The 22,790-nt window shown below is 75.0% G+C and carries 19 protein-coding genes; 7 read left to right on the top strand and 12 right to left on the bottom strand.

Translation table 11 applies throughout. The features are described 5' to 3' along the window. Positions 1 to 25: 25 nt before the first annotated feature. Complete coding sequence (locus LPA27_RS12570; RefSeq protein WP_228942650.1) at positions 26 to 997, bottom strand: glutathione S-transferase C-terminal domain-containing protein; 972 nt, start codon at positions 995 to 997, stop codon at positions 26 to 28. Positions 998 to 1,159: 162 nt separating this feature from the next. Here LPA27_RS12570 and LPA27_RS12565 point away from each other — a divergent pair, with 162 nt between their 5' ends. Next, positions 1,160 to 2,971: an ATP-binding protein gene (locus LPA27_RS12565; RefSeq protein ID WP_228942649.1), complete on the top strand. Its 1,812-nt coding sequence runs from the start codon at positions 1,160 to 1,162 to the stop codon at positions 2,969 to 2,971. A gap of 188 nt (positions 2,972 to 3,159) precedes the next feature. Here the strand turns inward: LPA27_RS12565 and LPA27_RS12560 are convergent, their stop codons facing one another. The 4 genes from LPA27_RS12560 to LPA27_RS12545 all read right to left on the bottom strand — a co-directional run bounded on the left by LPA27_RS12560 (position 3,160) and on the right by LPA27_RS12545 (position 6,333). Then, positions 3,160 to 3,630, bottom strand: coding sequence for an acyl-CoA thioesterase (locus LPA27_RS12560; protein ID WP_228942648.1), 471 nt, complete (start codon positions 3,628 to 3,630; stop codon positions 3,160 to 3,162). A gap of 38 nt (positions 3,631 to 3,668) precedes the next feature. Beyond that, the gene (gene hisC, locus LPA27_RS12555; RefSeq protein WP_228942647.1) at positions 3,669 to 4,742 is read right to left on the bottom strand and encodes a histidinol-phosphate transaminase; all 1,074 of its coding nucleotides are present in this window, start codon (positions 4,740 to 4,742) and stop codon (positions 3,669 to 3,671) included. A gap of 9 nt (positions 4,743 to 4,751) precedes the next feature. Beyond that, entirely contained in the window at positions 4,752 to 5,324 is a 573-nt protein-coding gene (locus LPA27_RS12550; protein WP_156697951.1) for a VanZ family protein, read from the bottom strand. Between the two features lie 100 nt (positions 5,325 to 5,424). Next, entirely contained in the window at positions 5,425 to 6,333 is a 909-nt protein-coding gene (locus LPA27_RS12545) for a dimethylarginine dimethylaminohydrolase family protein (protein WP_228942646.1), read from the bottom strand. A 103-nt stretch (positions 6,334 to 6,436) separates the two neighbouring features. Here LPA27_RS12545 and LPA27_RS12540 point away from each other — a divergent pair, with 103 nt between their 5' ends. The 4 genes from LPA27_RS12540 to LPA27_RS12525 all read left to right on the top strand — a co-directional run bounded on the left by LPA27_RS12540 (position 6,437) and on the right by LPA27_RS12525 (position 9,149). Next, entirely contained in the window at positions 6,437 to 7,243 is an 807-nt protein-coding gene (locus tag LPA27_RS12540) for a GntR family transcriptional regulator (protein WP_228942645.1), read from the top strand. A gap of 99 nt (positions 7,244 to 7,342) precedes the next feature. Further along, on the top strand, positions 7,343 to 7,738 hold the full coding sequence (locus LPA27_RS12535) for a phage holin family protein (RefSeq protein ID WP_056864985.1): 396 nt from the start codon (positions 7,343 to 7,345) through the stop codon (positions 7,736 to 7,738). After that, positions 7,735 to 8,274: a low molecular weight protein-tyrosine-phosphatase gene (locus LPA27_RS12530; protein ID WP_228942644.1), complete on the top strand. Its 540-nt coding sequence runs from the start codon at positions 7,735 to 7,737 to the stop codon at positions 8,272 to 8,274. Before LPA27_RS12535 ends, LPA27_RS12530 begins: the two co-directional genes overlap by 4 nt. Further along, a complete protein-coding gene (locus LPA27_RS12525; RefSeq protein WP_228942643.1) occupies positions 8,271 to 9,149 on the top strand; it encodes a fructosamine kinase family protein in 879 nt (292 codons plus the stop codon). Before LPA27_RS12530 ends, LPA27_RS12525 begins: the two co-directional genes overlap by 4 nt. Before the next feature lie 71 nt (positions 9,150 to 9,220). On the opposite strand, the gene LPA27_RS12520 is transcribed toward LPA27_RS12525, so the two are convergent. After that, complete coding sequence (locus LPA27_RS12520; protein ID WP_228942642.1) at positions 9,221 to 11,719, bottom strand: PQQ-dependent sugar dehydrogenase; 2,499 nt, start codon at positions 11,717 to 11,719, stop codon at positions 9,221 to 9,223. 126 nt (positions 11,720 to 11,845) lie between these two features. Between LPA27_RS12520 and LPA27_RS12515 the strand changes: the two genes are divergently transcribed. Together LPA27_RS12515 and LPA27_RS12510 are read left to right on the top strand one after the other, a co-directional pair. Next, entirely contained in the window at positions 11,846 to 12,559 is a 714-nt protein-coding gene (locus tag LPA27_RS12515) for a response regulator transcription factor (RefSeq protein ID WP_056864988.1), read from the top strand. After that, entirely contained in the window at positions 12,556 to 13,944 is a 1,389-nt protein-coding gene (locus tag LPA27_RS12510) for a sensor histidine kinase (RefSeq protein WP_056864989.1), read from the top strand. The genes LPA27_RS12515 and LPA27_RS12510 overlap by 4 nt, the downstream gene beginning before the upstream one ends. Before the next feature lie 69 nt (positions 13,945 to 14,013). Here the strand turns inward: LPA27_RS12510 and zwf are convergent, their stop codons facing one another. The 6 genes from zwf to LPA27_RS12480 form a co-directional block, all read right to left on the bottom strand. After that, positions 14,014 to 15,471, bottom strand: a complete 1,458-nt coding sequence (zwf, locus tag LPA27_RS12505; protein WP_056864990.1) for a glucose-6-phosphate dehydrogenase — start codon at positions 15,469 to 15,471, stop codon at positions 14,014 to 14,016. 32 nt (positions 15,472 to 15,503) lie between these two features. Next, positions 15,504 to 16,919, bottom strand: coding sequence for an anthranilate synthase component I family protein (locus LPA27_RS19270; RefSeq protein WP_267477212.1), 1,416 nt, complete (start codon positions 16,917 to 16,919; stop codon positions 15,504 to 15,506). After that, the gene (locus tag LPA27_RS12495; protein ID WP_056865277.1) at positions 16,916 to 17,488 is read right to left on the bottom strand and encodes an anthranilate synthase component II; all 573 of its coding nucleotides are present in this window, start codon (positions 17,486 to 17,488) and stop codon (positions 16,916 to 16,918) included. Before LPA27_RS12495 ends, LPA27_RS19270 begins: the two co-directional genes overlap by 4 nt. Positions 17,489 to 17,707: 219 nt before the next feature. Beyond that, positions 17,708 to 18,445, bottom strand: coding sequence for a peroxiredoxin-like family protein (locus tag LPA27_RS12490; RefSeq protein WP_228942640.1), 738 nt, complete (start codon positions 18,443 to 18,445; stop codon positions 17,708 to 17,710). Between the two features lie 105 nt (positions 18,446 to 18,550). Further along, positions 18,551 to 20,458, bottom strand: coding sequence for an anthranilate synthase family protein (locus tag LPA27_RS12485; protein WP_228942639.1), 1,908 nt, complete (start codon positions 20,456 to 20,458; stop codon positions 18,551 to 18,553). Between the two features lie 77 nt (positions 20,459 to 20,535). Then, the gene (locus tag LPA27_RS12480) at positions 20,536 to 22,737 is read right to left on the bottom strand and encodes a HelD family protein (RefSeq protein WP_228942638.1); all 2,202 of its coding nucleotides are present in this window, start codon (positions 22,735 to 22,737) and stop codon (positions 20,536 to 20,538) included. Between the last annotated feature and the right edge of the window lie 53 nt (positions 22,738 to 22,790).

The following is a 22,790-nucleotide window of genomic DNA, read 5'->3' as shown; positions in this document are numbered from 1 at the left end:
ACCCACCGCGAGGGCGGGGCCCCGCTCAGCCCAGGGACTCGCGCCCGTGGGGGGTGTGCCAGACGGCCGGGTCGGGGCCGGCGGGCACGATCCCGGAGGGGTTGATGTCGGTGTGCACGACGTAGTAGTGCGCCTTGATCTGGTCGAAGTCGATGGTCTCGCCGAAGCCCGGGGTCTGGAAGAGGTCGCGGGCGTAGCCCCACAGCGCCGGCATCTCGGTGAGCTTGTTGCGGTTGCACTTGAAGTGGCCGTGGTAGACCGCGTCGAAGCGGGCCAGGGTGGTGAAGAGCCGCACGTCGGCCTCGGTGATGGCCGACCCCATGAGGTAGCGGCGGTCGGTGAGCCGCTCCTCGAGCCAGTCCAGGGCGGTCCACAGCCGCTGGTAGGCCTCGTCGTAGGCCTCCTGGGAGCCGGCGAAGCCGCAGCGGTAGACGCCGTTGTTGACCTCGGTGAAGACGCGCTGCATGACCTCCTCCATCTCCTCGCGGACCTCGGCGGGCCACAGGTCGGGGGCGTCGGCGCGGTGGAAGTCGCGCCACTCGTGGAAGAGGTCGTGGGTGATCCACGGGAAGTCGTTGGTGACCAGCTCACCGCTGGACTCCTCCACCATCGCGGGCACGGTGATGCCGCGCTCGTAGTCGGGGAAGCGCGCGAGGTAGGCCTCCTGGAGCCGCTCGATGCCCAGCACGGGGTCCTTGCCGCCGGGGTCGAGGTCGAAGGTCCAGCTGCGGGCGTCGTGGGTGGGGCCGGGCAGACCGAGGGAGACGACGTCCTCGAGGCCCAGCAGGCCCCGCACGATGATGGCGCGGTTGGCCCACGGGCAGGCCTTGGCGGCGACCAGGCGGTAGCGGCCGGCCTCCACCGGCCACATCCGCCCGCCGTTGGGGCCGTGCTCGGGGGTGCGGGCCTCGCGGGTGATCCGGTCGGACACGTAGGTCGTGTCGCGCCGGAACTCCTTGCCCTTCTCGACGTACGTCGGGGTCTGGTCGTCGCTCATGCCCGCGACGCTAGGCGCCCGTCACCCGCCCCGGCTCACCCACCCGCACACATCACCGCCCCGGTCGCCCTCCGCCCGGCGGGCCTCCCGCTGGTCGAGACCAGTAGCCGTGACGGCGGCGGAGGTGTTGAGTGTCCCCCTGCGCTGTCGATCGGGGGGATCATGGCGACTCAGCCCGCGGAGGGCCCGTCGTGCGTCCCCGCGCGCACCCACCACCCGGACCTGGACGACTGGTCCGACGCGTCCTCGCGCGCGGCGCTGCAGCTGCTGGTGGAGTCGGTGGCGCTGATGGTCGGCTTCGACGTGGCGACCCTCTCGGTGGTCGTCGACGACGACCTGGTCACTGTGGCCTACGCCGGGCCCGAGCAGCACCGCGAGGCCGTGCTGGCCACCGACTCCGTGGCGATCCTCGAGCCCGTCGTCGCCGCGGCCGAGTCCTGGGGCCGCTTCCGCTTCCTGCGCGCCGAGCACCACGACGGGCACCTCGACGGCACCTGGGTGCGCATCGAGACCCCCGTGGCGGGCGACGACACCGATCCGCAGGAGAGGTGGGACCCGTGGGACGTGCTCCTCGCGCTGCTCACCGACGCCGCGGGCCAGGTCGTCGGCGTGCTCTCCCTCGACGGTCCCCTCGACGGCCGCCGCCCCGACGGGGTGCGCCGCGACCTGCTGGAGCGCTACGCCGCCCACGTCGAGCAGGCGCTGCTCAGCGCCCGCGACCGCGAGGAGGTCGGCCAGCGCGCCGCACGCGCCCAGGCCACCCACCACCTGGTGCGCTCCACGCTCGCCCCCGAGCACCAGACCCCTGAGGAGCTGCTCGAGGCCGCCCTTCCGCTGCTCGTGGAGGGCTTCGCCGCCGACGCGGCCTGCGTGCAGCTGCTCGACCCGGCCGTGGCCGTGCCGATCCACTCCCGCGACGGGGAGCCGCTGCGCGCCCCCCGCTCGCTGCGGGTGATCGCGCGAGCACTGGGCCCCGAGCTCGTCGGCCCCCCGCGCGCCCTGGTGCTGCGCGCGGGCGAGCCCACCCGCGCCCTCGCCGCGCACCCCGGCCTCGACGCGCACGGCCAGCGACTGCTGCAGGCCACCTCGATGGGCAGCGCCCTCGCCGTGCCCGTGCTGCGCGGCACGACGTACGCCGGGATCTGCGTGCTCTCCCGCGCGCCGGGCGCGGGGTCGTGGTCACCGGTGGACCAGCAGGCCGCCCTCGTGGTCGGCGGCGACCTCGGCACGGCCCTCGCGGTCGCCCAGGTGCGCCAGCGCGAGCGGGCGCTGCTGCGCGAGCTGCAGGAGGTCGACGAGCGGCGCGCGCAGCTCATCGCCACCCTCACCCACGAGCTGCGCGGGCCCCTCACCGTGGTCTCGGGCAACCTCGAGCTGCTCGGCATGCTCGGCCATCCCGAGCCGGCAGCGACCTTCGAGGCCTCGATCGGGCGCGGCGTTGCCAAGATGCGCGGCGTCGTCGACGACCTGCTCCGGCTGGCCCAGGCCGACGACCGTCAGCGCGCGAGCCTGCGCACCCGGGTCGACCTGGGGGCGCTCGTGCGCGACGTGGTCGGGCTCTACCAGGCCACCGCCGGCGTCGCCGGGGTCGCCCTCGAGGTCGGCCCCGGCGACCCGCAGGCCGCGACGACCGGCGACCCCGTGGAGGTGGAGCGGCTGCTCGACAACGTGCTGACCAACGCGCTGAAGTACACCGACGCCGGCGGGCGCGTGGTCGTCTCCGCCGAGCGCCGCGGCGGCGAGGTCGCGCTCGTCGTGGCCGACGACGGCATCGGCATCTCCCCCGAGGACCAGGCCGGCCTCTTCGAGCCCTTCGTGCGCTCCTCCGACCCCGCCGCCCTGCGCCGCCCGGGCACCGGCCTCGGGCTGAGCATCGTCGCCGGCATCGCCCAGCGCCACGGCGGGCGCGTCGAGGTCGACTCCGCCCTCGGCCGCGGCACCACCGTCACCGTCGTCCTCCCGGGCTGCGACTGAGCGGCCGCGGGGCCGCCCTGCCCGTTGCCGGCGCTCGCCGCCCGCCGCCGCCCCCGCCGCCCCCGCCGCCTGCGTCTTACTGACCATTGAGACCTCTACCTGACCGTCACGACTGTCAGGTAGAGGTCTCAACGGTCGGTAGGACGCGCAGCCGGCCGCCGCCGGCCCGGGGCGGGCGCCGTGGTCGGTCAGGGGCCGGGGCGCTCGCGCAGGGCGACCCGGTCGCCGAGGAAGCGGTCGAGGTCGGCGCGCACCTCGGGCGAGATCGGCCACGAGGCCTGGGCGGCGTGGTCCCAGAAGACCAGCGAGCTCTCGGCGACCACGGCCGGCGGGTGGTCGCGCTCGACCCGCACCTCGGAGGAGATCGTGAACGACGAGCGGCCCACGTGGGCCAGCCAGATGCGCACCAGGAACGGCTGGTACGGCGCGAAGCGCATCTCCGCGTGGTAGTCGACGCGCTGGGAGCCCATCAGCTCCGAGACCCCGCCCGGCACCCGGGCCAGCAGACCGACGCCCGCGGGCAGGCCCAGCGGGGCGAAGCGGAAGAACTGCGTGCGCGCCTCGTCGAGCACCCGGATCGCCTCGACGTTGTCGACGTGCCCGCCCGTGTTGACGTCGCGGTAGCGCGCCTGGATCTCGCCGTCGAACACCTCGCCCATGCCGCGATCCTCCCATCCGCGCGCCGGGCCCTCGGGGCTCACCCGCGCCGGAAGGCCGCGGCCACCTCCAGCAGCCGGTCGTTGCCCTCGACCTCGCCGATCGAGACCCGGGCGCCCGCGCCGGCGAAGGGGCGCACGACGATGCCGGCGGCGTCGCAGGCGGCCGCGAAGTCGGCGGTGCGCTCGCCGAGGGGGAACCACACGAAGTTGCCCTGGGAGTCGGGGATCGACCAGCCCGCCTCCCGCAGCGCGGCGCCCACGCGGTCACGCTCGGCTACGAGGTCGGCGACCCGCTCGAGCAGCGCCTCCTCGGCGTCGAGGGAGGCCAGGGCGGCGGCCTGGGCGACCGAGGAGACGCCGAAGGGCAGGGAGACCGCCCGCAGCGCCGCGGCCACCTCGGCCTGCGCCACGGCGTAGCCGACCCGGAAGCCGGCGAGGCCGTAGGCCTTGGAGAAGGTGCGGAAGAGCACGACGTTGGGGTGGGCGCGGTAGGTCGCGAGACCGTCGACGGCGTCGGGCATCCGCACGAACTCCAGGTAGGCCTCGTCGACGACGACCACGACGTGCGGCGGCACCTGGGCGAGGAAGGCGTCGAGCGCGGTCTGGGTCACCGAGGGGCCGGTGGGGTTGTTGGGCGTGCAGACGATGACGACCTTGGTGCGGTCGGTGACGGCGGCGGCCATCGCGTCGAGGTCGTGCTCGGCGTCGGCGGTCAGCGGCACGGGCACCGAGGTCGCGGCGGCGGAGGTGATCGCGATCGGGTAGGCCTCGAAGGAGCGCCAGGCGTGCACCACGTCGTCGCCGGGGTCGCAGAAGGCCTGGAGGAGCTGGTAGATCAGCGCCACCGAGCCGGTGCCGGCGGCCAGGTCGCCGACCGGCACGCCGAGCTTCTCCGACAGCCCGGCGTAGAGGGCGCTGTTGCCCATGTCGGGGTAGCGGTTGGCCAGGTCGACCGCGGCGTGGGCCGCCTCGATCACCCCGGGCAGCGGCGGGAAGGGGTTCTCGTTGGAGGAGAGCTTGTAGGTCACCAGGTCGTCACGGGGCACCGGCGGCTTGCCGGGCACGTACGCCGGGATCTGGGTGACGGTGGCCCGTGGCCGGGGGGTGCTCATGGGTGCAGGCTAGTGAGGCACGGGCCCGCGCTGCGACCCGCGGGCGCGCCAGGGCCGCAGCACGACGGCGAGCAGCAGCCCGGCCCCGACACCGAGCGCCGCGCCGGTGACGTTGTCGAGGATGTCGGTGACGTCGCAGGCCCGGTCGAGGCGCGCCAGCTCGAGCTGGACCTTCTCGATGGCCGCGCTGTAGCCGGCCAGGAGCGCCAGCCCCAGCGGCACCAGCAGCCAGCCCGCGCGCCAGCGCGCCGCCACCAGGACCAGCAGGGCGCCCGAGGGCACGAAGAGCACCGTGTTGAGCAGGCGCTGGCCGCTCTCGAAGATCCAGAAGCCGTCGGGGGCCGGGCCGCCGATGTCGAAGGAGCAGGTGGCCAGCCGGCTCTCCACCGGCACCACCCCGGGCGCGCCGTTGGCGGGGATGAGGGTGACGCAGGCGATGACCGCCAGCGACCAGACCAGCCCGGCGACCGACCAGGCGTGCAGCGCGCCGCGGCGGCGCAGGGCGAGCGCCAGCAGCACGCAGAGCACGCCGGTGACGGCCGCGCCCGCGAGCATGACGTCGACTCCTCCGACCGGGAACACCCGCCCGAGGCTACCGACGCGGGCCGGGTCACACCGGTGCGCACCCCGGCGCTCCCCCGGCGCTCCCCCGGGGCCGCTCCGCGGTGCGCCCCGGGAGCGCTCAGCGCTGCTCGGCGCCCGCGGCCGGCGCCGGCGCGAGGTCGCGCCCCAGCCGCACGTCGACGGGGTTGGTGAGGCAGCGCACCGAGCCGCCGGCCTTGTGGAACTGCGAGACGTCGACCACGACCACCTCGAAGCCCCACGCCTCCAGCCGTGCCCGCACCCGCTCGGGGCAGGCCGGCATCACCACGGTGCGACCCACGACCACGGAGTTGGCGCAGAAGGTCGTCAGCGCCTCCTCCTCGCTCACCACCAGCGGCTCGGGCACCAGGTCGAGCAGGAGCGCGGCCGACTCGGCGTCGAGGGCGGCCGGGCAGACGATCGCGCGGCGGGCGTCGAGGGGGCAGAAGGCCAGGTCGAGGTGGTACATCCCCGGGTGGGTCGTGCGCAGCCCCCGCACCGTCACGCCGAGGTCGGTGGCCAGGTGCTTGAGGGCCAGCTCGTCGGTGCGGGGGCCGTGGCCCACGACCAGCTCGCCACCGAAGGCGAAGGCGTCGCCGGCTTCGAGGTGGGCGCCCACGCCGTCGCGCCCGACGGAGGAGGTCGTGGCGCCCCGGTCCTCGAACCACCGCTGCGCGGACGCGGTCTCCATGCGGCGCTCGGGGTGGCGCATGTGGGAGAGCACGACGTGGCGCCGCCCGTCGGGGCGTTCGACGGCGAGGCCCAGGTTCATCGCGAAGACCATGTCGGGGGCGTCGGCGCGCTGCGGCACCACGTCGACCCGGGCGCCGAGGCGCTCCAGGGTGCGCACGAGCGCGTGCCACTGCCGCAGGGCGAGCTGCGGGTCGGGCTGGTCGGCGGGGTCCATGAAGGGGTTCATGGCGTAGTCGACGCGGAAGTGGGTCGGCTCGACGGCGACGTAGTGGCGACCCCAGGCGAGCGGGCGGGGACCGGGCGGGGTGGTGTCCATGCGACCTCCGTCACTGAGATTGTCAGACAATCTGACAGGATGAGTGTGCGGCACGCCGGACCGGAGGCGCCACCGACACGCCACCTGCGGCACGATGGGGCCCATGTCCGAGGGCCCCCGACCGCTGCGCGCCGCCGACGGTGCGCCCGGCGGACCGTCGACCCCCCACCCGGACCAGCCGGCCGACCACCCCGCGGACCACGGGGCCGAGCGAGGGGCCGACCTGCCACCGGCCCCGGCTCCCGCCCAGCGCTTCGCGACGCTGCGCCTGGAGCACTCCTCCACCGTCGACCGGGTCGCCGAGGAGCTGCGCCGCGCGGTCTTCGACGGCGAGCTGGAGTCGGGCACGGCGCTGCGCGAGGTCGCGCTCGCCGAGTCGCTCGGGGTGTCGCGCCCCACGGTCCGCGAGGCGCTGACCGTGCTCGTGGCCGAGGGGCTGGCCACCCGCGAGCCCCACCGCGGCGTCAGCGTCGCGCGGCCCGACGTCACCTCCGTGCGCGACGTGTGCCGGGCCCGGCTGGTGCTGGAGGGCGCCGGCGTACGCCGGTGGGGCGAGGCCGGTGACGCCCTGCGCGACGCGGTGCGCACCACCCTGGTCCGCTACACCACCGCGGTGCGCGAGGGCGGGTCCTACCAGGAGCTCAACGAGCGCCACCTGGCCTTCCACGTCGCTCTCGTGGGGCTCACCGGGTCGCCGCGCCTGGTGGCGATGGCCGAGAACCTCGTCATCGAGCTCAAGCTGGCCTTGGCCCAGGTCGACCGCATCAAGCGCAACGCCCACGACCAGGCCGACTCCCACGCCGCCCTGCTCATGCTGCTGGAGCGCGACCGCGTCGAGGAGGCCCACGCCTTCCTGGTGCGCCACCTGGCCGACGCCGAGGTCGCCATCGTCGAGGCCCTCGACCTCTAGCCGGGCACCGGCCACGGCGGGCGACCCCGCAGGCGAGCCCTCGAGCGACCCCGGCCACGGCCGCGCCCCAGGGCCCGGCGGCCTGTCAGACTGGCCGGCGTGCGCTTCCTCCTCTGGCTGGTCACCCACGCCGTCTCGCTCGCCGCCGCCGCGTGGCTCGTCGACGGCATCCGCTTCACCGGGCCGCGCTCGGGGATGGCCGAGGTGGAGGAGAAGATCCTCCCGCTGCTGCTGGTGGCGCTGATCCTGGGCGTGGTGTCGTCGTTCGTGAAGCCGGTGCTGCAGGTGCTCTCGATCCCCTTCATCATCGTCACGCTCGGGCTCTTCCTGCTGGTCATCAACGCCGCGATGCTCCTGCTCACCGGCTGGGTGGCCGAGCAGCTCGACATCGGCTTCCGGGTCACCGGCTTCTGGCCCGCCGTGCTCGGCGCCATCGTCATCACGGTCACCACCTGGATCGTCGACGGCGTCCTGGGCGCGGAGGAGCGCCGGTGAGCCCCGCCCTGCCCCCGGCCCTGCCGCCCGCCCGCACCCCGGGCGCGTACTCCGTCGCCCTGGTCTGCCTGGGCAACATCTGCCGCTCGCCCATGGCCGACGTCGTGCTCGCCCAGCGCGTCGACGACGCCGGGCTCGCCGCCCGCGTCACCGTGGCCAGCAGCGGCACCGGGGGCTGGCACGTCGGCCAGCCCATGGACCTGCGCGCCGCCTCGAGCCTGCTCGCCGAGGGCTACGACCCCAGCCCGCACCGCGCCCGGCAGTTCGACGCCGGCTGGCTGGAGCGCCACGACCTCGTCCTGGCCATGGACTCCCAGAACCTCGCCGACATCGGCGGCCGCTCCGAGCGGGTCCGGCTCTACCGCGACTTCGACCCCGTGCCGGTCGGCGACGACGGCCCCGACCGGGAGGTGCCCGACCCGTACTACGGTGGGGACGCCGGCTTCGAGGAGGTGCTCGCCATGGTGGAGCGCACGTCGGTCGCCCTGGTGGCGGCCCTGCAGCGCGACCCCGCGCTCGCCCCGGGGCCGCGATGACCCGCCAGCCCCTGCTGGCCCGACGTGCCGAGGAGCTCCTCGGCGCGGCCGTCGCCGCGACCTCCCCGGTCGCCGGCGGCGACATCTCCACCGCGACCCGGCTGCGGCTCTCCGACGGCTCGGTCGCACTGATGAAGACCCTCCCCCACGCCCCCGAGGGCTTCTTCGAGGCCGAGGCCGCCGGACTGCGCTGGCTGGCCGAGGCCGCCGGCACCCAGGGCACCCAGGGCGGCATCGCCGTGCCCGATCTGCTGGCCGCCGACCACGACTGCGTCATCCTGCGCTGGGTCGAGCCCGGCAAGGCCACCGCCGACGGCGCCGCCGACTTCGGCCGCGCGCTCGCCCGCACCCACGCGGCCGGAGCACCCACCCACGGCGGCGAGCGCGACGGCTTCATCGGCCGGCTGCCGCTGCCCAACCGGCCGGCGCCGTCGTGGGCGGAGTTCTACGCCGTGCGCCGGGTGCTGCCCTACCTCAAGCTCGCCCGCGACCGCGGCGCCGTCACCGCCGCGCAGGCCGCCCGCGTGGAGGCCGTCGTGCCCCGCCTGACCGGCCTGGTGCCCGAGGAGCCGCCCGCGCGGCTGCACGGCGACCTGTGGAACGGCAACGTGCTGTGGGGCGCCGACGGCCGCTCCTACCTCGTCGACCCCGCCGCCCACGGCGGCCACCGCGAGGTCGACCTGGCCATGCTGGCGCTCTTCGGGCTGCCCCACCTGCCGCGCGCGCTCGACGCCTACGACGAGGTCGCCCCGCTGGCCGACGGCTGGCAGGACCGGGTGGGCCTGCACCAGCTCTTCCCCCTGCTCGTGCACGCCTGCCTCTTCGGCGGGGGCTACGGCGCCCGCGCGGCCGACGTGGCCGCCCGCTACGCCTGAGGGGTCCTCGCCGCCGTCGGGCCGCCGTCAGGCCACCGGCGTGCTGCCATCGGGCCGCCGTCGGGCCGTGGTCAGCCGCGGGCGCGGCGGTAGAGCGCGCGCAGCGTCGGCGTACGGTCGCCGCGGTCGGGCACGACGAGGGCGTGCACCCGCGCGGAGCCGTCGGACCAGCGCCGGAAGACCCAGCGCCGTGCGTCGACGCGCTGCACCCGCGGCGCGGCGAGCGTGACCGTGGAGCCGGTGATGAAGGTGCGGACCTGCCCGGCGCGGACGCGCTCGCCCGCGACCGACAGCGAGGCGCCGCGCGCGTTGGAGCCGAAGCGGACCCGCTGCGGGTCGGGCTCCAGCGTGAGCTCCCGGGTGGTGGCGAGGCCGCGGGAGTCGGTGGCGGCGACGGTGATCGCCAGCGAGGAGGGGTACTCGTGGTCGGGGGCGGTGAAGGTCGTGGTCGAGGTGTAGCTGACGACCTCCACGGGGTGGGTGTGGCAGATCGAGGGACAGTGCTTGATGCTCAGCCCGATCTGCCAGGCTCCGGGGTCGACCTCGCCGTCCTCGGCGTCGGTGGCGCTCGCCGAGACCGTGATCTGCTGGCCCACCGACCAGCGCAGGTCGGCGGTCGGCTCCGCGAGCGTCACCTCGGGCGGGGTGTCGCCGGGGAAGAGGGTGAGGGCCGCGCGGTCCGCGGCACCGGCGTCGGCGACCCGCACCGCGACGGGGGCGTTGCGGGCCTCGCTCCACGTCTGCTCGACCCGCGGCCCGGTGGCGTCGTCGTAGTCGCCGTCGGCGTCGAGGTCCCACGCGTAGGTCAGGGCGTCGCCGTCGGCGTCGGTGGAGCCGCTCGCGTCGAGCACCGTGGTCAGCGGGAGCGGCCCCCAGGTGCGGTCGGCGCGCAGGTCGGCGACGGGCGGCTGGTTGCCGGGGTGGTGGCTGATGCGGTGCACCGCGCCGCCCGAGGCGGTGGGGTAGCCGAGGTCGTCGATGCCCAGGTCGAGGTAGAACAGGTCGCCCCCGGGCCCGGTCACCAGCCCGATCGGGCTGGCCGCGCCCTCCACCAGCGGCACGACCCGGTCGGGGTCGGGCAGGCCGTCCGCGCCCGCGGGCATCGCCCAAATGCAGCGGCGGGAGTAGTCGGAGAAGACCAGCGCCCCGCGCAGCCAGGCGGGGTAGTCGCTGTCCTGGGCCACGAAGTCGAGCCCCGAGACCGACGCCGAGCCCGTGGGGCAGGCCTCGCCCGCGGCGACGTGCTGCCCGCGGGTTGCGTAGCGGAAGAACGGCTCGGCCGCCGCGAGCGGGGTGCCGGCGTCGGCGTACAGGTCCTCGCACATCCGCACGTCGAGCACGTCGAAGGCGGGGTTGCGCTCAGCGCCCTCGTAGCAGGGCCAGCCGAAGTTGCGCACGCCCGCGGTCGGGTCGGCGATCCGGTTGATCTCCTCGAAGCGCGAGCCGCCCACGTCGCCGACCCAGACCTCGTCGGTGCCGGGGCGGAAGGTGAAGCGGAAGGGGTTGCGCAGGCCGTGGGCGACCATGCGCGCGGCGTTGGCGTCGCCGGAGTCGACCAGGGCGTTGTCGGGGGCGCCCAGGCCGGTGGTCGGGTCGAGGCGCACCACGGTGCCGTCGAGGCCGAGGGGGTCGCCGTAGGTGCGGATGTCCTGGCTGCGCAGCGAGCCGCCCTGGGCCTCGCGGGGGTGGTCGGGGTCGAAGGGGTCGCGGCACGGGTTGCCGCCGCCCTGGCCGTAGTCGTCGAAGGTGAAGCTGGCGCCCTCGCCGATGCTGGCGTAGAGGTAGCCGTCGGGGCCGAAGGCCACCGAGCCGGTGGCGTGGCTGGGGTACTGCAGGCAGCCGTCCTCGACGAGCACCTCCTCCTCGCCGACCATCCGGTCGCCCTCGGCGGTCAGCCGCGAGACCCGGGCGCCGACGGTGCAGCCGACGCCGACGGGGTCCGCGCACTCGTCGTAGTAGGCCCCCGGCCGGCCCCACCGCGGCGCCGGCGCGGGATCGCCGGGCAGGTGGTCGTAGGCGTAGAGCACGTAGACCGAGGGGTCCTCGGGGAAGTCGGGCGCCAGCGTCATCCCGAGCAGGCCGCGGTCCCAGTAGTTCATGACGGTGGCGTTGAGGTCGGCGAAGACCTCCCCGGTGGGGTCGTCGAGGGAGTCGAAGACCTTCACCACACCGGGCTTCTCGGCCACGAAGACCCGGCCGTCGTCGGCGAAGTCGATCGCCGTCGGCTCGTCGAGCCGCGACATGACCACCGTGTCGCGGAAGCGGTCGGGCAGCTGCGGCGCCCGACGCGCCGCGGGCTGCTCCGTCGTACGCCGCTGCGCCGCGCCCGCCGCCGGCGCGAAGGGGGACCCCGCCGCGGGGGCCGGCACCGCAGCGCCCGGGGCACCCGCGGCGGGGGCGTGGACCTCGTGGGCTGCGGCGCCCGGGGAGCCGGCCGCGGCGGGCAGCACCGCGGTCGGCAGCGCCAGCAGCAGGGCCGCGGCGAGCAGGCGGGTGCGCGGGCGCGCGGTGCAGGAGCGGTGCGACATCTGGAATTCCCCCCGGAAGGCCCGGCCGATGACGCCGGGCACAGCGGCAGGGTAAAGGACCCCGGCCGTCCTGGCGACGCCCTCGCGCCGACCGCACCGTGCGGGGTGCGCGGCCGACGGGCGGCGCGCTCTCAGCGCCGGCTCAGGCGCTGCTGGCAGCATGGGGCCGTGAACGCCGCCGCCCCGTCAGCCCCCAAGCCCCGCGCCCTGGTCGTCGACGACGACCGCGCGGTGCGCGAGTCGCTGCGCCGGTCGCTGCAGTTCAACGGCTACGACGTGGCGGTGGCCACCGACGGCGCCGAGGCGCTCGCGGTCATCGGCGCGACCTCGCCCGACGTCGTGGTGATGGACGTGATGATGCCCCGCCTCGACGGCATCGAGACGACGCGGGCGCTGCGCCAGGCCGGCAACGACGTGCCGATCCTCGTGCTCACCGCCCGCGACGCCGTCGGCGACCGGGTGGAGGGCCTCGACGCGGGCGCCGACGACTACCTCACCAAGCCCTTCGCCCTCCAGGAGCTGCTGGCGCGGCTGCGGGCGCTGCTGCGCCGCGCCGTGCCGCCCGAGGGCGACGCCGACGACGAGGTGCTCTCCTTCGCCGACCTGTCGATGAACGTCGCCACCCGCGAGGTCGTGCGTGCCGGGCGCCAGATCGAGCTGACCCGCACCGAGTTCACGCTGCTGGAGATGTTCCTGCGCCGCCCGCGCCGGGTGCTGGAGCGCTCGTTCATCCTCGAGGAGGTCTGGGGCTACGACTTCCCGACCACCGCCAACTCGCTCGAGGTCTACGTCGGCTACCTGCGCCGCAAGACCGAGGCCGAGGGCGAGGCCCGCCTGCTGCACACCGTGCGCGGCGTCGGCTACGTCCTCAAGGAGTCATGACCGAGGCGCCGGCGCCCGCGCGCTGGCGCTACCGCCGCTCGCTGGCCTCCCGGGTCACCCTGCTCACCACGATGGCGGTGGGCCTGGCCGTCGCCTTCGTGGCCCTCGGCGCCTACGCCACCGCGCGCATCCAGCTCCAGGACACCCTCGACGACTCGCTGCTCTCGCGCGCCGAGGGCGCCGCCGACTCCCCGGCGCTGCAGCGGCTCACCGTGGAGGGCCGCTTCCCGGCCTGGGCGCTGGGCGCCGCCGACGTGCGCATCGCCTTCATCTCCGTCTACTCCGGCGAGGCCACCTCGGTCGACGAGGGGCCGCCCTTCAACGTGGGGGCGCCGGAGTTCGCGGTGGCCGACGGCGCGAGCGACTACGCCATCCGCACCATCACCGCCGGCGACATCCGCTACCGCGTCGTCACCGTGCCCGCCCAGACCGACGGGCAGGCGCTCGTGCTCGCGCAGTCGCTGGAGCCGCAGGAGCAGGTGCTGCGCAAGCTCGGCGTGGTCACGCTGCTCTTCGGCCTGGCCGGCGTCATCGCCGCCGCCGTCGCGGGCATGGCCGTCGCCCGCAGCGGCCTGCGCCCGGTGCGGCGCCTCACCGGCGCGGTGGAGGAGATCGCGCGCACCGAGCGGCTCGACCCGATCCGCGTCGAGGGCGACGACGAGATCGCCCGGCTGGCCACGTCGTTCAACCAGATGCTGGTCGCCCTCGAGGCCTCCCGTGACCGCCAGCGCCGCCTCGTCGCCGACGCCGGGCACGAGCTGCGCACCCCGCTGACCTCGCTGCGCACCAACATCGAGCTGCTCGGCCAGTCCGACGCCGACCCCGACGGCGGCTTCCTGCCGCCCGAGGCCCGCGCCGAGCTGCTCGACGACGTCGCCGCGCAGATCGAGGAGCTCACCACGCTCATCGGCGACCTGGTCGAGCTGGCCCGCGACGACCCGATGGCCCACGTCGTGGAGCCCGTCGAGCTCACCGAGGTCCTCGAGCAGGCCCTCGCCCGCGTGCGCCGCCGCGCGCCCGGCATCGACTTCGAGGTCGCCGCCAGCCCCTGGACCGTCGAGGGCGAGTCGGGCGCGATCGAGCGGGCGATGACCAACCTGCTCGACAACGCCGCCAAGTGGAGCCCGCCCGCGGGCACCATCCACGTCAGCCTGGCCGAGGGCGTGCTCGTCGTCGACGACGAGGGCCCCGGCATCCCCGAGGCCGACCTGGCCAAGGTCTTCGAGCGCTTCTGGCGCTCCGAGGAGTCCCGCGCCATGCCCGGCTCGGGCCTCGGGCTGTCGATCGTGCACCAGACCGCCGAGCGCCACTCCGGCTCGGTGCGCGCCGAGCGCTCGCCGTACGGCGGGGCCCGCCTCGTGCTGCAGCTGCCCGGGCGGCCCTGACCGTCGGCGCCGGGCGGCCCGCGCGACGCGCGGCGGGCCCGGCGACCCCGGGCGAGCGCGCCCGGGGCCCTAGGGGTTGGTCGTCGTCGTGGTGTGGGAGGTGTCGCGCCAGGAGCGCTCGAAGGGCAGGCGCCAGGCATGGGGCGCGATGAGCTGGTGGATGGCGTTGGGGCCCCACGAGCCCGGCTGGTAGCTGCGCACGGGCGCCGGGTGGTCGAGCAGCGGCATCGACTTGGCCCACAGCTCCTCGATGCCGGCGGCGGTGGTGAAGAGGGTGTGGTCGCCGCGCATCGCGTCGTGGATCAGCCGCTCGTAGGCCTCGAGCACCGAGCCCGCGGCGCTGGTGTCGTGGGTGGCGAACTGCATCGACATCTTGTCCAGCGTCATGCCCGGGCCAGGGCGCTTGCCGTAGAACGACAGCGACATCCGCGACTGGTCGGCCAGGTCGAAGGTGAGGTGGTCGGGGCCCTGGGTGCCGACGTTCGAGCCCTTCGGGAACATCGTCAGCGGGGGCTCCTTGAAGGCGATGGAGATGATCCGCGCCCCCTCGGCCAGCTTCTTGCCGGTGCGCAGGAAGAACGGCACGCCGGCCCAGCGCCAGTTGTCGATCTCGACCTTGAGCGCCACGAAGGTCTCGGTGTCGGAGTCGTCGGCGACGACGTCCTTGCCGCGGTAGCCGGCGTACTGGCCGCGCACGACGTTCTGCGGCTCGATGGGGCGCATCGAGCGGAAGACCTTGAGCTTCTCGTCGCTGATCGGGCCGGGCGCCAGCGAGGTCGGCGGCTCCATGGCCATGAAGGCCAGCACCTGCATGAGGTGGGTGACGACCATGTCGCGGTAGGCGCCGGTGGTCTCGTAGAACTTCGTGCGCCCCTCGAGGCCGAGGGTCTCGGGCACGTCGATCTGCACGTGGTCGATGAAGTTGCGGTTCCAGATCGGCTCGAAGAGGCCGTTGGCGAAGCGGAAGGCCAGGATGTTCTGCGCGGCCTCCTTGCCCAGGAAGTGGTCGATGCGGAAGACCTGGCTCTCGTCGAAGACCTGGTGCACCTCGTGGTTGAGCCGCTGCGCCGACTCCAGGTCGGTGCCGAAGGGCTTCTCCATGATGATCCGCGAGCGCTCGACCAGGCCGGCGTCCTGGAGCTGGTGGATGACGTCGAGGGCGGCCTTCGGCGGCACCGAGAGGTAGTGCAGGCGCCGCTTGTCGGCGGTCTCGCCGGGCAGCTCGGCCTCGACGCGCTCGACCTCCTGGGCCAGCGCGTGCGGCCCCGACGACTGCGGCACGTAGCTGAGCATCGCGCCGAAGGGCGCCCAGCGGGCGTCGTCGATGTCGCCCTTCCCGAACTCCTCGCAGCCGTCGCGGGCGATCTTCGCGAACTGCTCGGTGCCGATGTCCTCCAGCGACGTGCCGACGATCTTCGCGTCGCGCAGCAGGCCGGCCTCGAAGAGGCGCAGCAGACCGGGCAGCAGCTTGCGGCGGGCGAGGTCACCGGTCGCCCCGAACAGCACGACGACGTGCGGCTTCTCCATGCGGTCGAGGCTATCGAGCGGGTGTTTCGCGGTCATGACACCCCATCGAACTCCTGCCCCAGCACCCGGAGCAAGCGCTCGGCCTTGACCTGCGTCTCCGCCCACTCCGAGTCGACGTCGGAGTGCACCGTCACCCCGCCCCCGGTGCCGAGGCGGTAGCGGCCGTCGCCGGTGGTCGTCAGGGAGCGGATGACCACGCCGAGGTCGGCCCGGCCGTCGGCCGCGACCCAGCCGAAGGCCCCGGCGTAGGCGCCGCGCGCGGTGGCCTCGACCTCCTCGACCACCTGCATCGTGCGCAGCTTGGGCGCCCCGGTCATCGAGCCCGCCGGGAAGAGCGCCCGCAGCGCCTCCACGGTGCCGACGCCCTCGCGCAGCCGCCCCCGCACCGTGGTGACGAGCTGGTGCACCGAGGCATAGGACTCCACCGCCATCAGCTGCGGCACCTCCACCGTGCCGGGCTCGCAGACCATCGACAGGTCGTTGCGCAGCAGGTCGGTGACCATGAGGTTCTCGGCGCGGAAGCGCGGCTCGGAGGCCAGCTGCGCGCGCAGCCGCTCGTCCTCGGCCGGGTCGGGCGAGCGCGGCGTCGTGCCCTTGATCGGCTTGGTCTCGATCACCCCGTCGGCGCGCACCACCGCGTAGCGCTCCGGGCTGCTGCTCAGCAGCCAGCCCCGCGCCCCGTCGACGTCGTGCTGGCAGAAGCCGGCGTACGGCGCCGGGTTGAGCGCCCGCAGCCGCAGGTAGGCCGCCACCGGGTCGAGGTCGCTGGTCGCCTCAAGGCGGTGGGTGAGGTTGACCTCGTAGGTGTTGCCCGCGTGCAGGTGCTCCTGCACGCGGTCGAAGGCCGCGCGGTAGGCCGGGGTGGGGCCGCCGCGGGTTTCACCGGCCGGCTGGCGAAACCCGCACCTGTCGGCCCACGCGTCGGCCGACAGGTGCGGGTCCGGGCCGACAGGTGTGACGGGTGGGGCGGATGGGGCCGGCGCGGAGGCGGTCGGTACGGCGGCAGGGGTGGCGGCGGCCGGTACGGCGGGGGGCTCGGGGTGGTCGAAGAGGCGCAGGTGGCTCGGGCGCATCAGCACCGCGTCGGGCACGTCGATCGACGGGCGCGCGGGGAGGTCGGGGCGGCTGGCGTACCCCAGGTAGCCGAACCACTGGTCGGCGCGGCCGGCGGCACGGGCGGCGGCGAGCTCGGCCTCGAGCACGGCGAAGACGTCGTCGCCGACCACCTCGGCGCGGCCGTCGACATGGCGCACCACCTCGCGGCGGGCCGCGGAGTAGGACAGCGACACGTCGCCCGGCTCCAGCCAGCCCACCAGCGACCGGCGCCCCGACCACTCGCGCGCGCCGCCGCCGTCGAGCCAGAAGCAGCGCGGGTGGGTGGCCGCGACGTCGGCGAAGTAGGCCGCCGGGTCGCCGGCGCGCGCCCCGCCCCCGCCCCCGCGGCTCACGCCAGCCCCAGGAAGGTCGCCACGATCGCCTCACCGTGCTCGGAGAGCACCGACTCGGGGTGGAACTGCACGCCCGCGAGCGGCAGGTCGCGGTGCTCGACGGCCATCACCAGGCCCGACTCCTCGTCGACGGCGGTGGCGCGCAGGCAGGCGGGCAGCTCCACGGCGGCCAGCGAGTGGTAGCGCACCGCGGCGAAGGGCGAGGGCAGCCCGGCGAGCACGCCCGTGCCGTCGTGGGCCACCCGGGCGAGCACGCCGTGGCCGGGCGCGACCCGCTCGACGCGCCCGCCGTACGCCGCGACCAGCCCCTGCATGCCCAGGCACACCCCGAGCACCGGGCGGCTGGCCGCCAGCAGCACCTCGCGACCCACCGCGAAGTCCGCGGCGACGGCGGGGTGGCCGGGGCCCGGCGAGAGCACGACGTGGCTGTGGGCGAGCACGTCGGCGGCGGAGACCTCGTCGTGCTGCACCACCCGCGGCAGCGCGCCGGTGACGGCGGCAACGAGGTGCACGAGGTTCCACGTGTAGGAGTCGTGGTGGTCGACCACGACGACGTCCACCTCGGCCACGGCCGCCAACCTAGGTCATCGAGCCGCAGCCGGCCCGGGCGGCGGCCCCGCCGCCGCCCCTCGCCGCCCCTCGCCGGCCCGGCCCGATCCGCCCGGCCCGATCCGCCCGGCCCGATCCGCCCGGCCCGATCCGCCCAGCGCGATCCGCCCAGCGCGATCCGCCCAGCCCGATCCGCCCGGCCCGACCGGACGGAGGCGGGCCGGGAGGGACGGCGCGCCTCAGCCCAGGGCGCGCACCGCGGCGAGCACCTCCGCGGGCTCGGTGCGCTCGGTGTAGTCGGGCCGCACGTCGACGAAGCGCACGACGCCGTGGGCGTCGGCGACGACCACGGTCGGGCGGGGCAGCGTCCAGTCGCCGTCGGCGTTGATGGTCGTGAAGTCGTTGCCGAACGCGAGCTGGGCCTCCTGCACCTCCGGATCGAGGTCGAAGGTGAGCCCGAGCATGCGCGCGTAGCCGTTGCCGACGTCGCTGAGCACCGGGAAGGTCAGCGCGGCCGCCTCGGCGGCGCTCAACGACCCGTCGGGGCCCTGTGGGCTGATCGCGACGAGCCGCACCCCGCGCTCGGTCAGCTCGGGGAGCAGCTCGCGCTGGTAGGCGCGCAGCGCGACGTCGCAGTAGGGGCACCAGGCGCCGCGGTAGAAGACCAGCACGGCCGGGCCCTCGCCGGGCACGGCCACCGGGCGGCCGGCGTGGTCGGTGAGGTGCGACTGCGGCAGCCGGTCGCCGACGCGGATCTGGGCCGGCGGCTCGGGGGCGTCGGCCAGCCGTCGCTGCTCGGCGGCGAAGACGTCGAAGAGGTCGGGCGGGGCGATGCCGCGCACGTGGGCGACGGTCGCGGCCAGGCGGCCGGCCAGGTCGGCGGGGCCGTCGTCCGGACCCGTGGCTGCCTGGTCGGTTGCCTGGTCGGTTGCCTGGTCTGGCCGGTCGGCTGCCTGGTCGGTGGTGGTCGAGGTCATGTCGGCGCTCCGTTCTGGGACGAGGCCCCGCGGACGCGCTGGCGGGCGGGCGCGAGCGGTTCGGGGCTGGACCCAAAACTGTACCAACTAACTCAACTTAGTTGCCTAAGCGTCGTCCAGCAGCAGCTCGACGACCAGCTCGTGCAGCAGGTCGTAGCCGTGCTCGGTGAGGATCGACTCGGCGTGGAACTGGATGCCCCGGTAGTGCGGCCCGCGCAGCAGGTGCACGTCGCCGCTGGCCTCGTCGGTCTCGACGCTGACCCCCGCGGGCAGCCCGGACTCGCCGACGCGGCCCACGAAGGTGTTGTAGAAGCCGACCCGCTCGGTGCGACCCGCGATCGAGACCGGCGACTGCGTGCCCTGGAAGACGATGTCCTTGAAGGCCAGGTCGAGCCCCAGGGTGTGGCAGAGCGCCTGGTGGCCCAGGCAGACCGACAGGAAGGGCCGCTTCGCGGCCAGCAGCTCGGCGACCGCGGCGCGCAGGTTGGCCATCTTGGGGTCGGTGTCGTCGCGGGGGTCGCCGGGCCCGGGCCCGACAATCACCAGGTCGTAGCCGTCGAGCACGCCGGGGCGGTAGTCCTCGTGGCGCACCACCTCGCTGGTCATGCCGAGCACGCGCAGCACGTGGCGCAGCATGTTGACGAAGTCGTCCTCGCCGTCGAGCACGACCGCGCTCAGGCCGCGCAGCCGCGGGTCGGGCGGCGAGCCGCCCTGGTCGGTGAGCCAGAAGCGTGAGAGCCGCTGGTTGCGGGCGTTGAGCGCGAGCAGCACGTCCTCGTCGTTGACCAGCTCCGCGACGTTGGTCGTCGGCACCGGCGCCGCGGGCACCAGCCCGAAGGCGCTGAGGATGCCCCCGGCCTTGGCGTGGGTCTCGGCCACCTCGTACGCCGGGTCGGAGTCGCGCACCAGCGTCGCCCCGGCGGTGACCTTGAGCGAGCCGTCGAGGCCGACGTCGGCGCTGCGGATGACGATGGGGCTGTCGACGACCGGCCCGCCGACCGCGTCGCGGCCCAGCACGGCCAGGGCGGCGCCGTAGTAGCCCCGGCCCTCGGTCTCGTACTTCTTGATCAGCCGGCACGCGTTCTCCACCGGCGACCCGGTGACGGTGGCGGCGTACATCGTGTCGCGCAGGACCTCGCGCGGGTCCTTGGTGGTGCGCCCGGCGAGGAGGTACTCGGTGTGCACCAGGCGGCTCATCGGCTTGAGGAAGGGCCCCAGCACCTGCCCGCCCTCGGTGCACAGGTCGCACATCATCTTCAGCTCCTCGTCGACGACCATGAAGAGCTCGTAGACCTCCTTCTCGTCGGCGAGGAAGTCGAGGAGCTGCTGCTTGGTGTCACCGCCGGCGGGGATGCGGAAGGTGCCGCTGATGGGGTTCATCCGCACGTCGCCGCCGTGGATGCTCACGTGGCGCTCCGGGCTGGCGCCGATGAGGTAGCGGTCGCCGGTGAAGAAGACGTAGGTCCAGTAGGCGCCGCGCTCGCGCTCGAGCAGCCGCTTGAAGACCGTGAGCGCAGTCGCCGCGCTCCAGTCGGCGACCTGCGCGCGGTAGTGGCGCCCGATGACGAGGTTGGCGCCCTCGCCCTGGCCGATCTCCTCGTCGATGATGGTCTCGACCAGGCGGCCGTAGGTCTCGTCGTCGGTCTCGAAGCCGCCACGGTCGGTGAACTCCACGCCGGTGTCGTCGATGGCCTCGACCACCTCGGCCACCGAGAACTCCTGCTCGGTCTCCACGTCGACGACCACCAGCGGGGTGGCGTCGTCGTGGGCCTCGAAGCCGCGCTCGGCGACCTGGCGGAAGGGCACGGCCAGCAGCCGGTCGGCGATGTGGCCCTCGGTCGGCACGCCCTCCTCCAGGGGTACGTCGAGCAGCGACTCGACCACGCTGCGCCGACCGCCCACCAGGCCGACCGTGTCGCGGTCGCCCGCCCGCGTGGAGCGCCGGATGATCGCCCACGCCTCGTGCTCCTGGAGCGCGTCGATCGCGGCCCGGGCGGCGGAGGGGGTGCTCATGGCGAGGAGCCTAGTGCGGCCGCCGCCGTCGCCCGGCCGGGTGGCCCGGCGGTGGATGCCGGGCCGCCCGGCCCGGGTCAGCCGACGGTGGTGAGCAGCTGCGTGGCGCGGGTGAGGACGACGTAGAGCGTCGCGCGACCCGTCGCCGACTCGTCCTCGATCTCCTGCGGGCGCACGACCACGATGCCGTCGAACTCCAGCCCCTTGGTGTCGAGGCCGGTGAGCACCACCACGCGGTCCTCCCCCGAGGGCGAGGCGCTGGACCCGACCGCGGCGCGGGCGCCGGGGGCGTCCTCGGCGCGCTCGGGCCACGAGGCGAGCCAGCCGTTGACCTCGCTGCGCCGGGCGGCCGGCACCACGATGCCCACGGTGCCGCCGACGCGGCCGGCGATCTCCGCGACCGCCGCGCGGGTGGCCTCCTCCAGGTCGGGCTCACCGGTCAGGACCTGCGGCTCCTCGCCGGTGGAGCGCACGGCGGTGGGCAGGTCGGCGTCGAGGCCGACCCGCTCGGCGTACGCCGCGGCGAAGGCGTAGATCTCCGAGGAGTTGCGGTAGTTGGTGGAGAGGTGGAACTCGTGGACGGCCTTGCCCTCGAGCGCCTCGGCGCGCGCGGCGGCCGACTCCTCGGGCACCGGCCACGACGACTGGGCGGGGTCGCCCACGATCGTCCACGAGGCCGTGCGGCCCCGGCGGCCCACCATGCGCCACTGCATGGGCGTGAGGTCCTGGGCCTCGTCGACCAGCACGTGGGCGAAGGGGTCGTCCTCGATGCGGTGGGTCGGCGCCGACCACGAGCGCCCCGAGGGGGCGAACTCACGGTCGGCGGCGGTGAAGAGCTCCTGCATGTCGCGCCCGCCCTCGAGCAGGCCGGTGTCGTCGAGGTCGCGCTCGTCGTCGGTGCGCGCCGGCACGTCGCCGAGGGCGTAGCGCAGCTCGTCGAGCAGCGGGACGTCCTGCACGCTGAGGGTCTCCTCGCCACCCCACGACTTCAACAGCAGCTGCTGGTCCTCGGCGCTGACCACGCCCTCGCCGACCCGCGCCAGCAGATCGGGGTCGCGCAGCCACCCGAGCACCTCGCGGGCGTCGAGCGGGGGCCACCAGGCCGCGGCGAAGTCGAGGAAGGAGCGGTCGGAGAGCAGGTCGTCGTTGAAGGCCTCGCGGCCCCGCTCGCGCCCGCGCTCGCCGCGCACCTGGCGCCACAGCGCGTCGAGCAGCGCGTTGGCCACGCGCGGCAGCTGGCGGTTGCGCCGCCCCTGCGACATCAGCTGGCGGCGGATGCGCCCCAGCAGACCGCGGTCGAGCACCAGCACGTCGTCGCGGTAGAAGGTGCGGAAGGAGTCGGGGCCGCCGGGCGCCTGCTGGCGCGCGACGCGGCGCAGCAGCTCGGCCATGCGCGCGGAGCCCTTGACGTCGGCCACGGCCGGCTCGTCGTGGCGGCCGGCCTTGACGCCGTCGACGACCTCACCGAGCGAGCGCAGCGCCACGGCGGTCTCGCCGAGGCTGGGCAGCACCCGCTCGATGTAGCGCATGAAGACGCCGCTCGGCCCGACGATGAGCACGCCGCCGGACTCGTAGCGTCGCCGGTCGTTGTAGAGCAGGTACGCCGCGCGGTGCAGCGCCACCACCGTCTTGCCCACCCCCGGGCCGCCGGAGATCGCGACGACGCCCTTGCCGGGCGCGCGGATCGCCTTGTCCTGCTCGGCCTGGATGGTGGCGACGATGGAGTGCATGGTGCGGTCGCGGGCGCGGGAGAGCTGGGCCATCAGGGCGCCCTCGCCGATGATCGGCAGGTCGGCGCCGGTCTCCTCGAGCCGCTGGGCGTCGAGCAGCTCGTCCTCGACGCCGGTCACCCGCGGTCCCGCGCAGCGCAGCACGCGGCGGCGGATCACCTGGTGCGGCTCGGCCGCCGTGGCCTGGTAGAACACCGCGGCCGCGGGCGCGCGCCAGTCGATGAGCAGCGAGTCGCGCTCGGCGTCGCGCAGGCCGATGCGACCGACGTAGCGCGGGGCGGGGTCGAGGTCGGGGTCCATGTCGAGTCGACCGAAGACGACGCCCTCGTGGGCGGCGTCGAGCTGGGCGATGCGCTTGGCGGCCTGGAAGACCATCGCGTCGCGCTCGACCAGCCCGCCCTCGTGGCCCAGCCGACCGCGGTCGTGGCCCTCCCGGGCCAGCTCGCGCGCGCTGCGCGCCGACTCGGCCAGCTGGAGGTAGACCCTGTCGACGAACGCCTGCTCGGCTGCGACCTGCTGCTCGGCCTGCGCGTCCACGTCCTGACTCACTGCACTCCTCGACCTGCCCGTGCCACCCCCTGGTGGCAAGCACCTGACTTTAC

It is taken from the genome of Nocardioides sp. Leaf374 (genome assembly GCF_916862475.1).
Lineage (GTDB): Bacteria > Actinomycetota > Actinomycetes > Propionibacteriales > Nocardioidaceae > Nocardioides > Nocardioides kribbensis.
The sequence above is the reverse complement of the archived record's forward strand: the minus strand, read 5'-3'. Positions and strand labels throughout refer to the sequence as shown.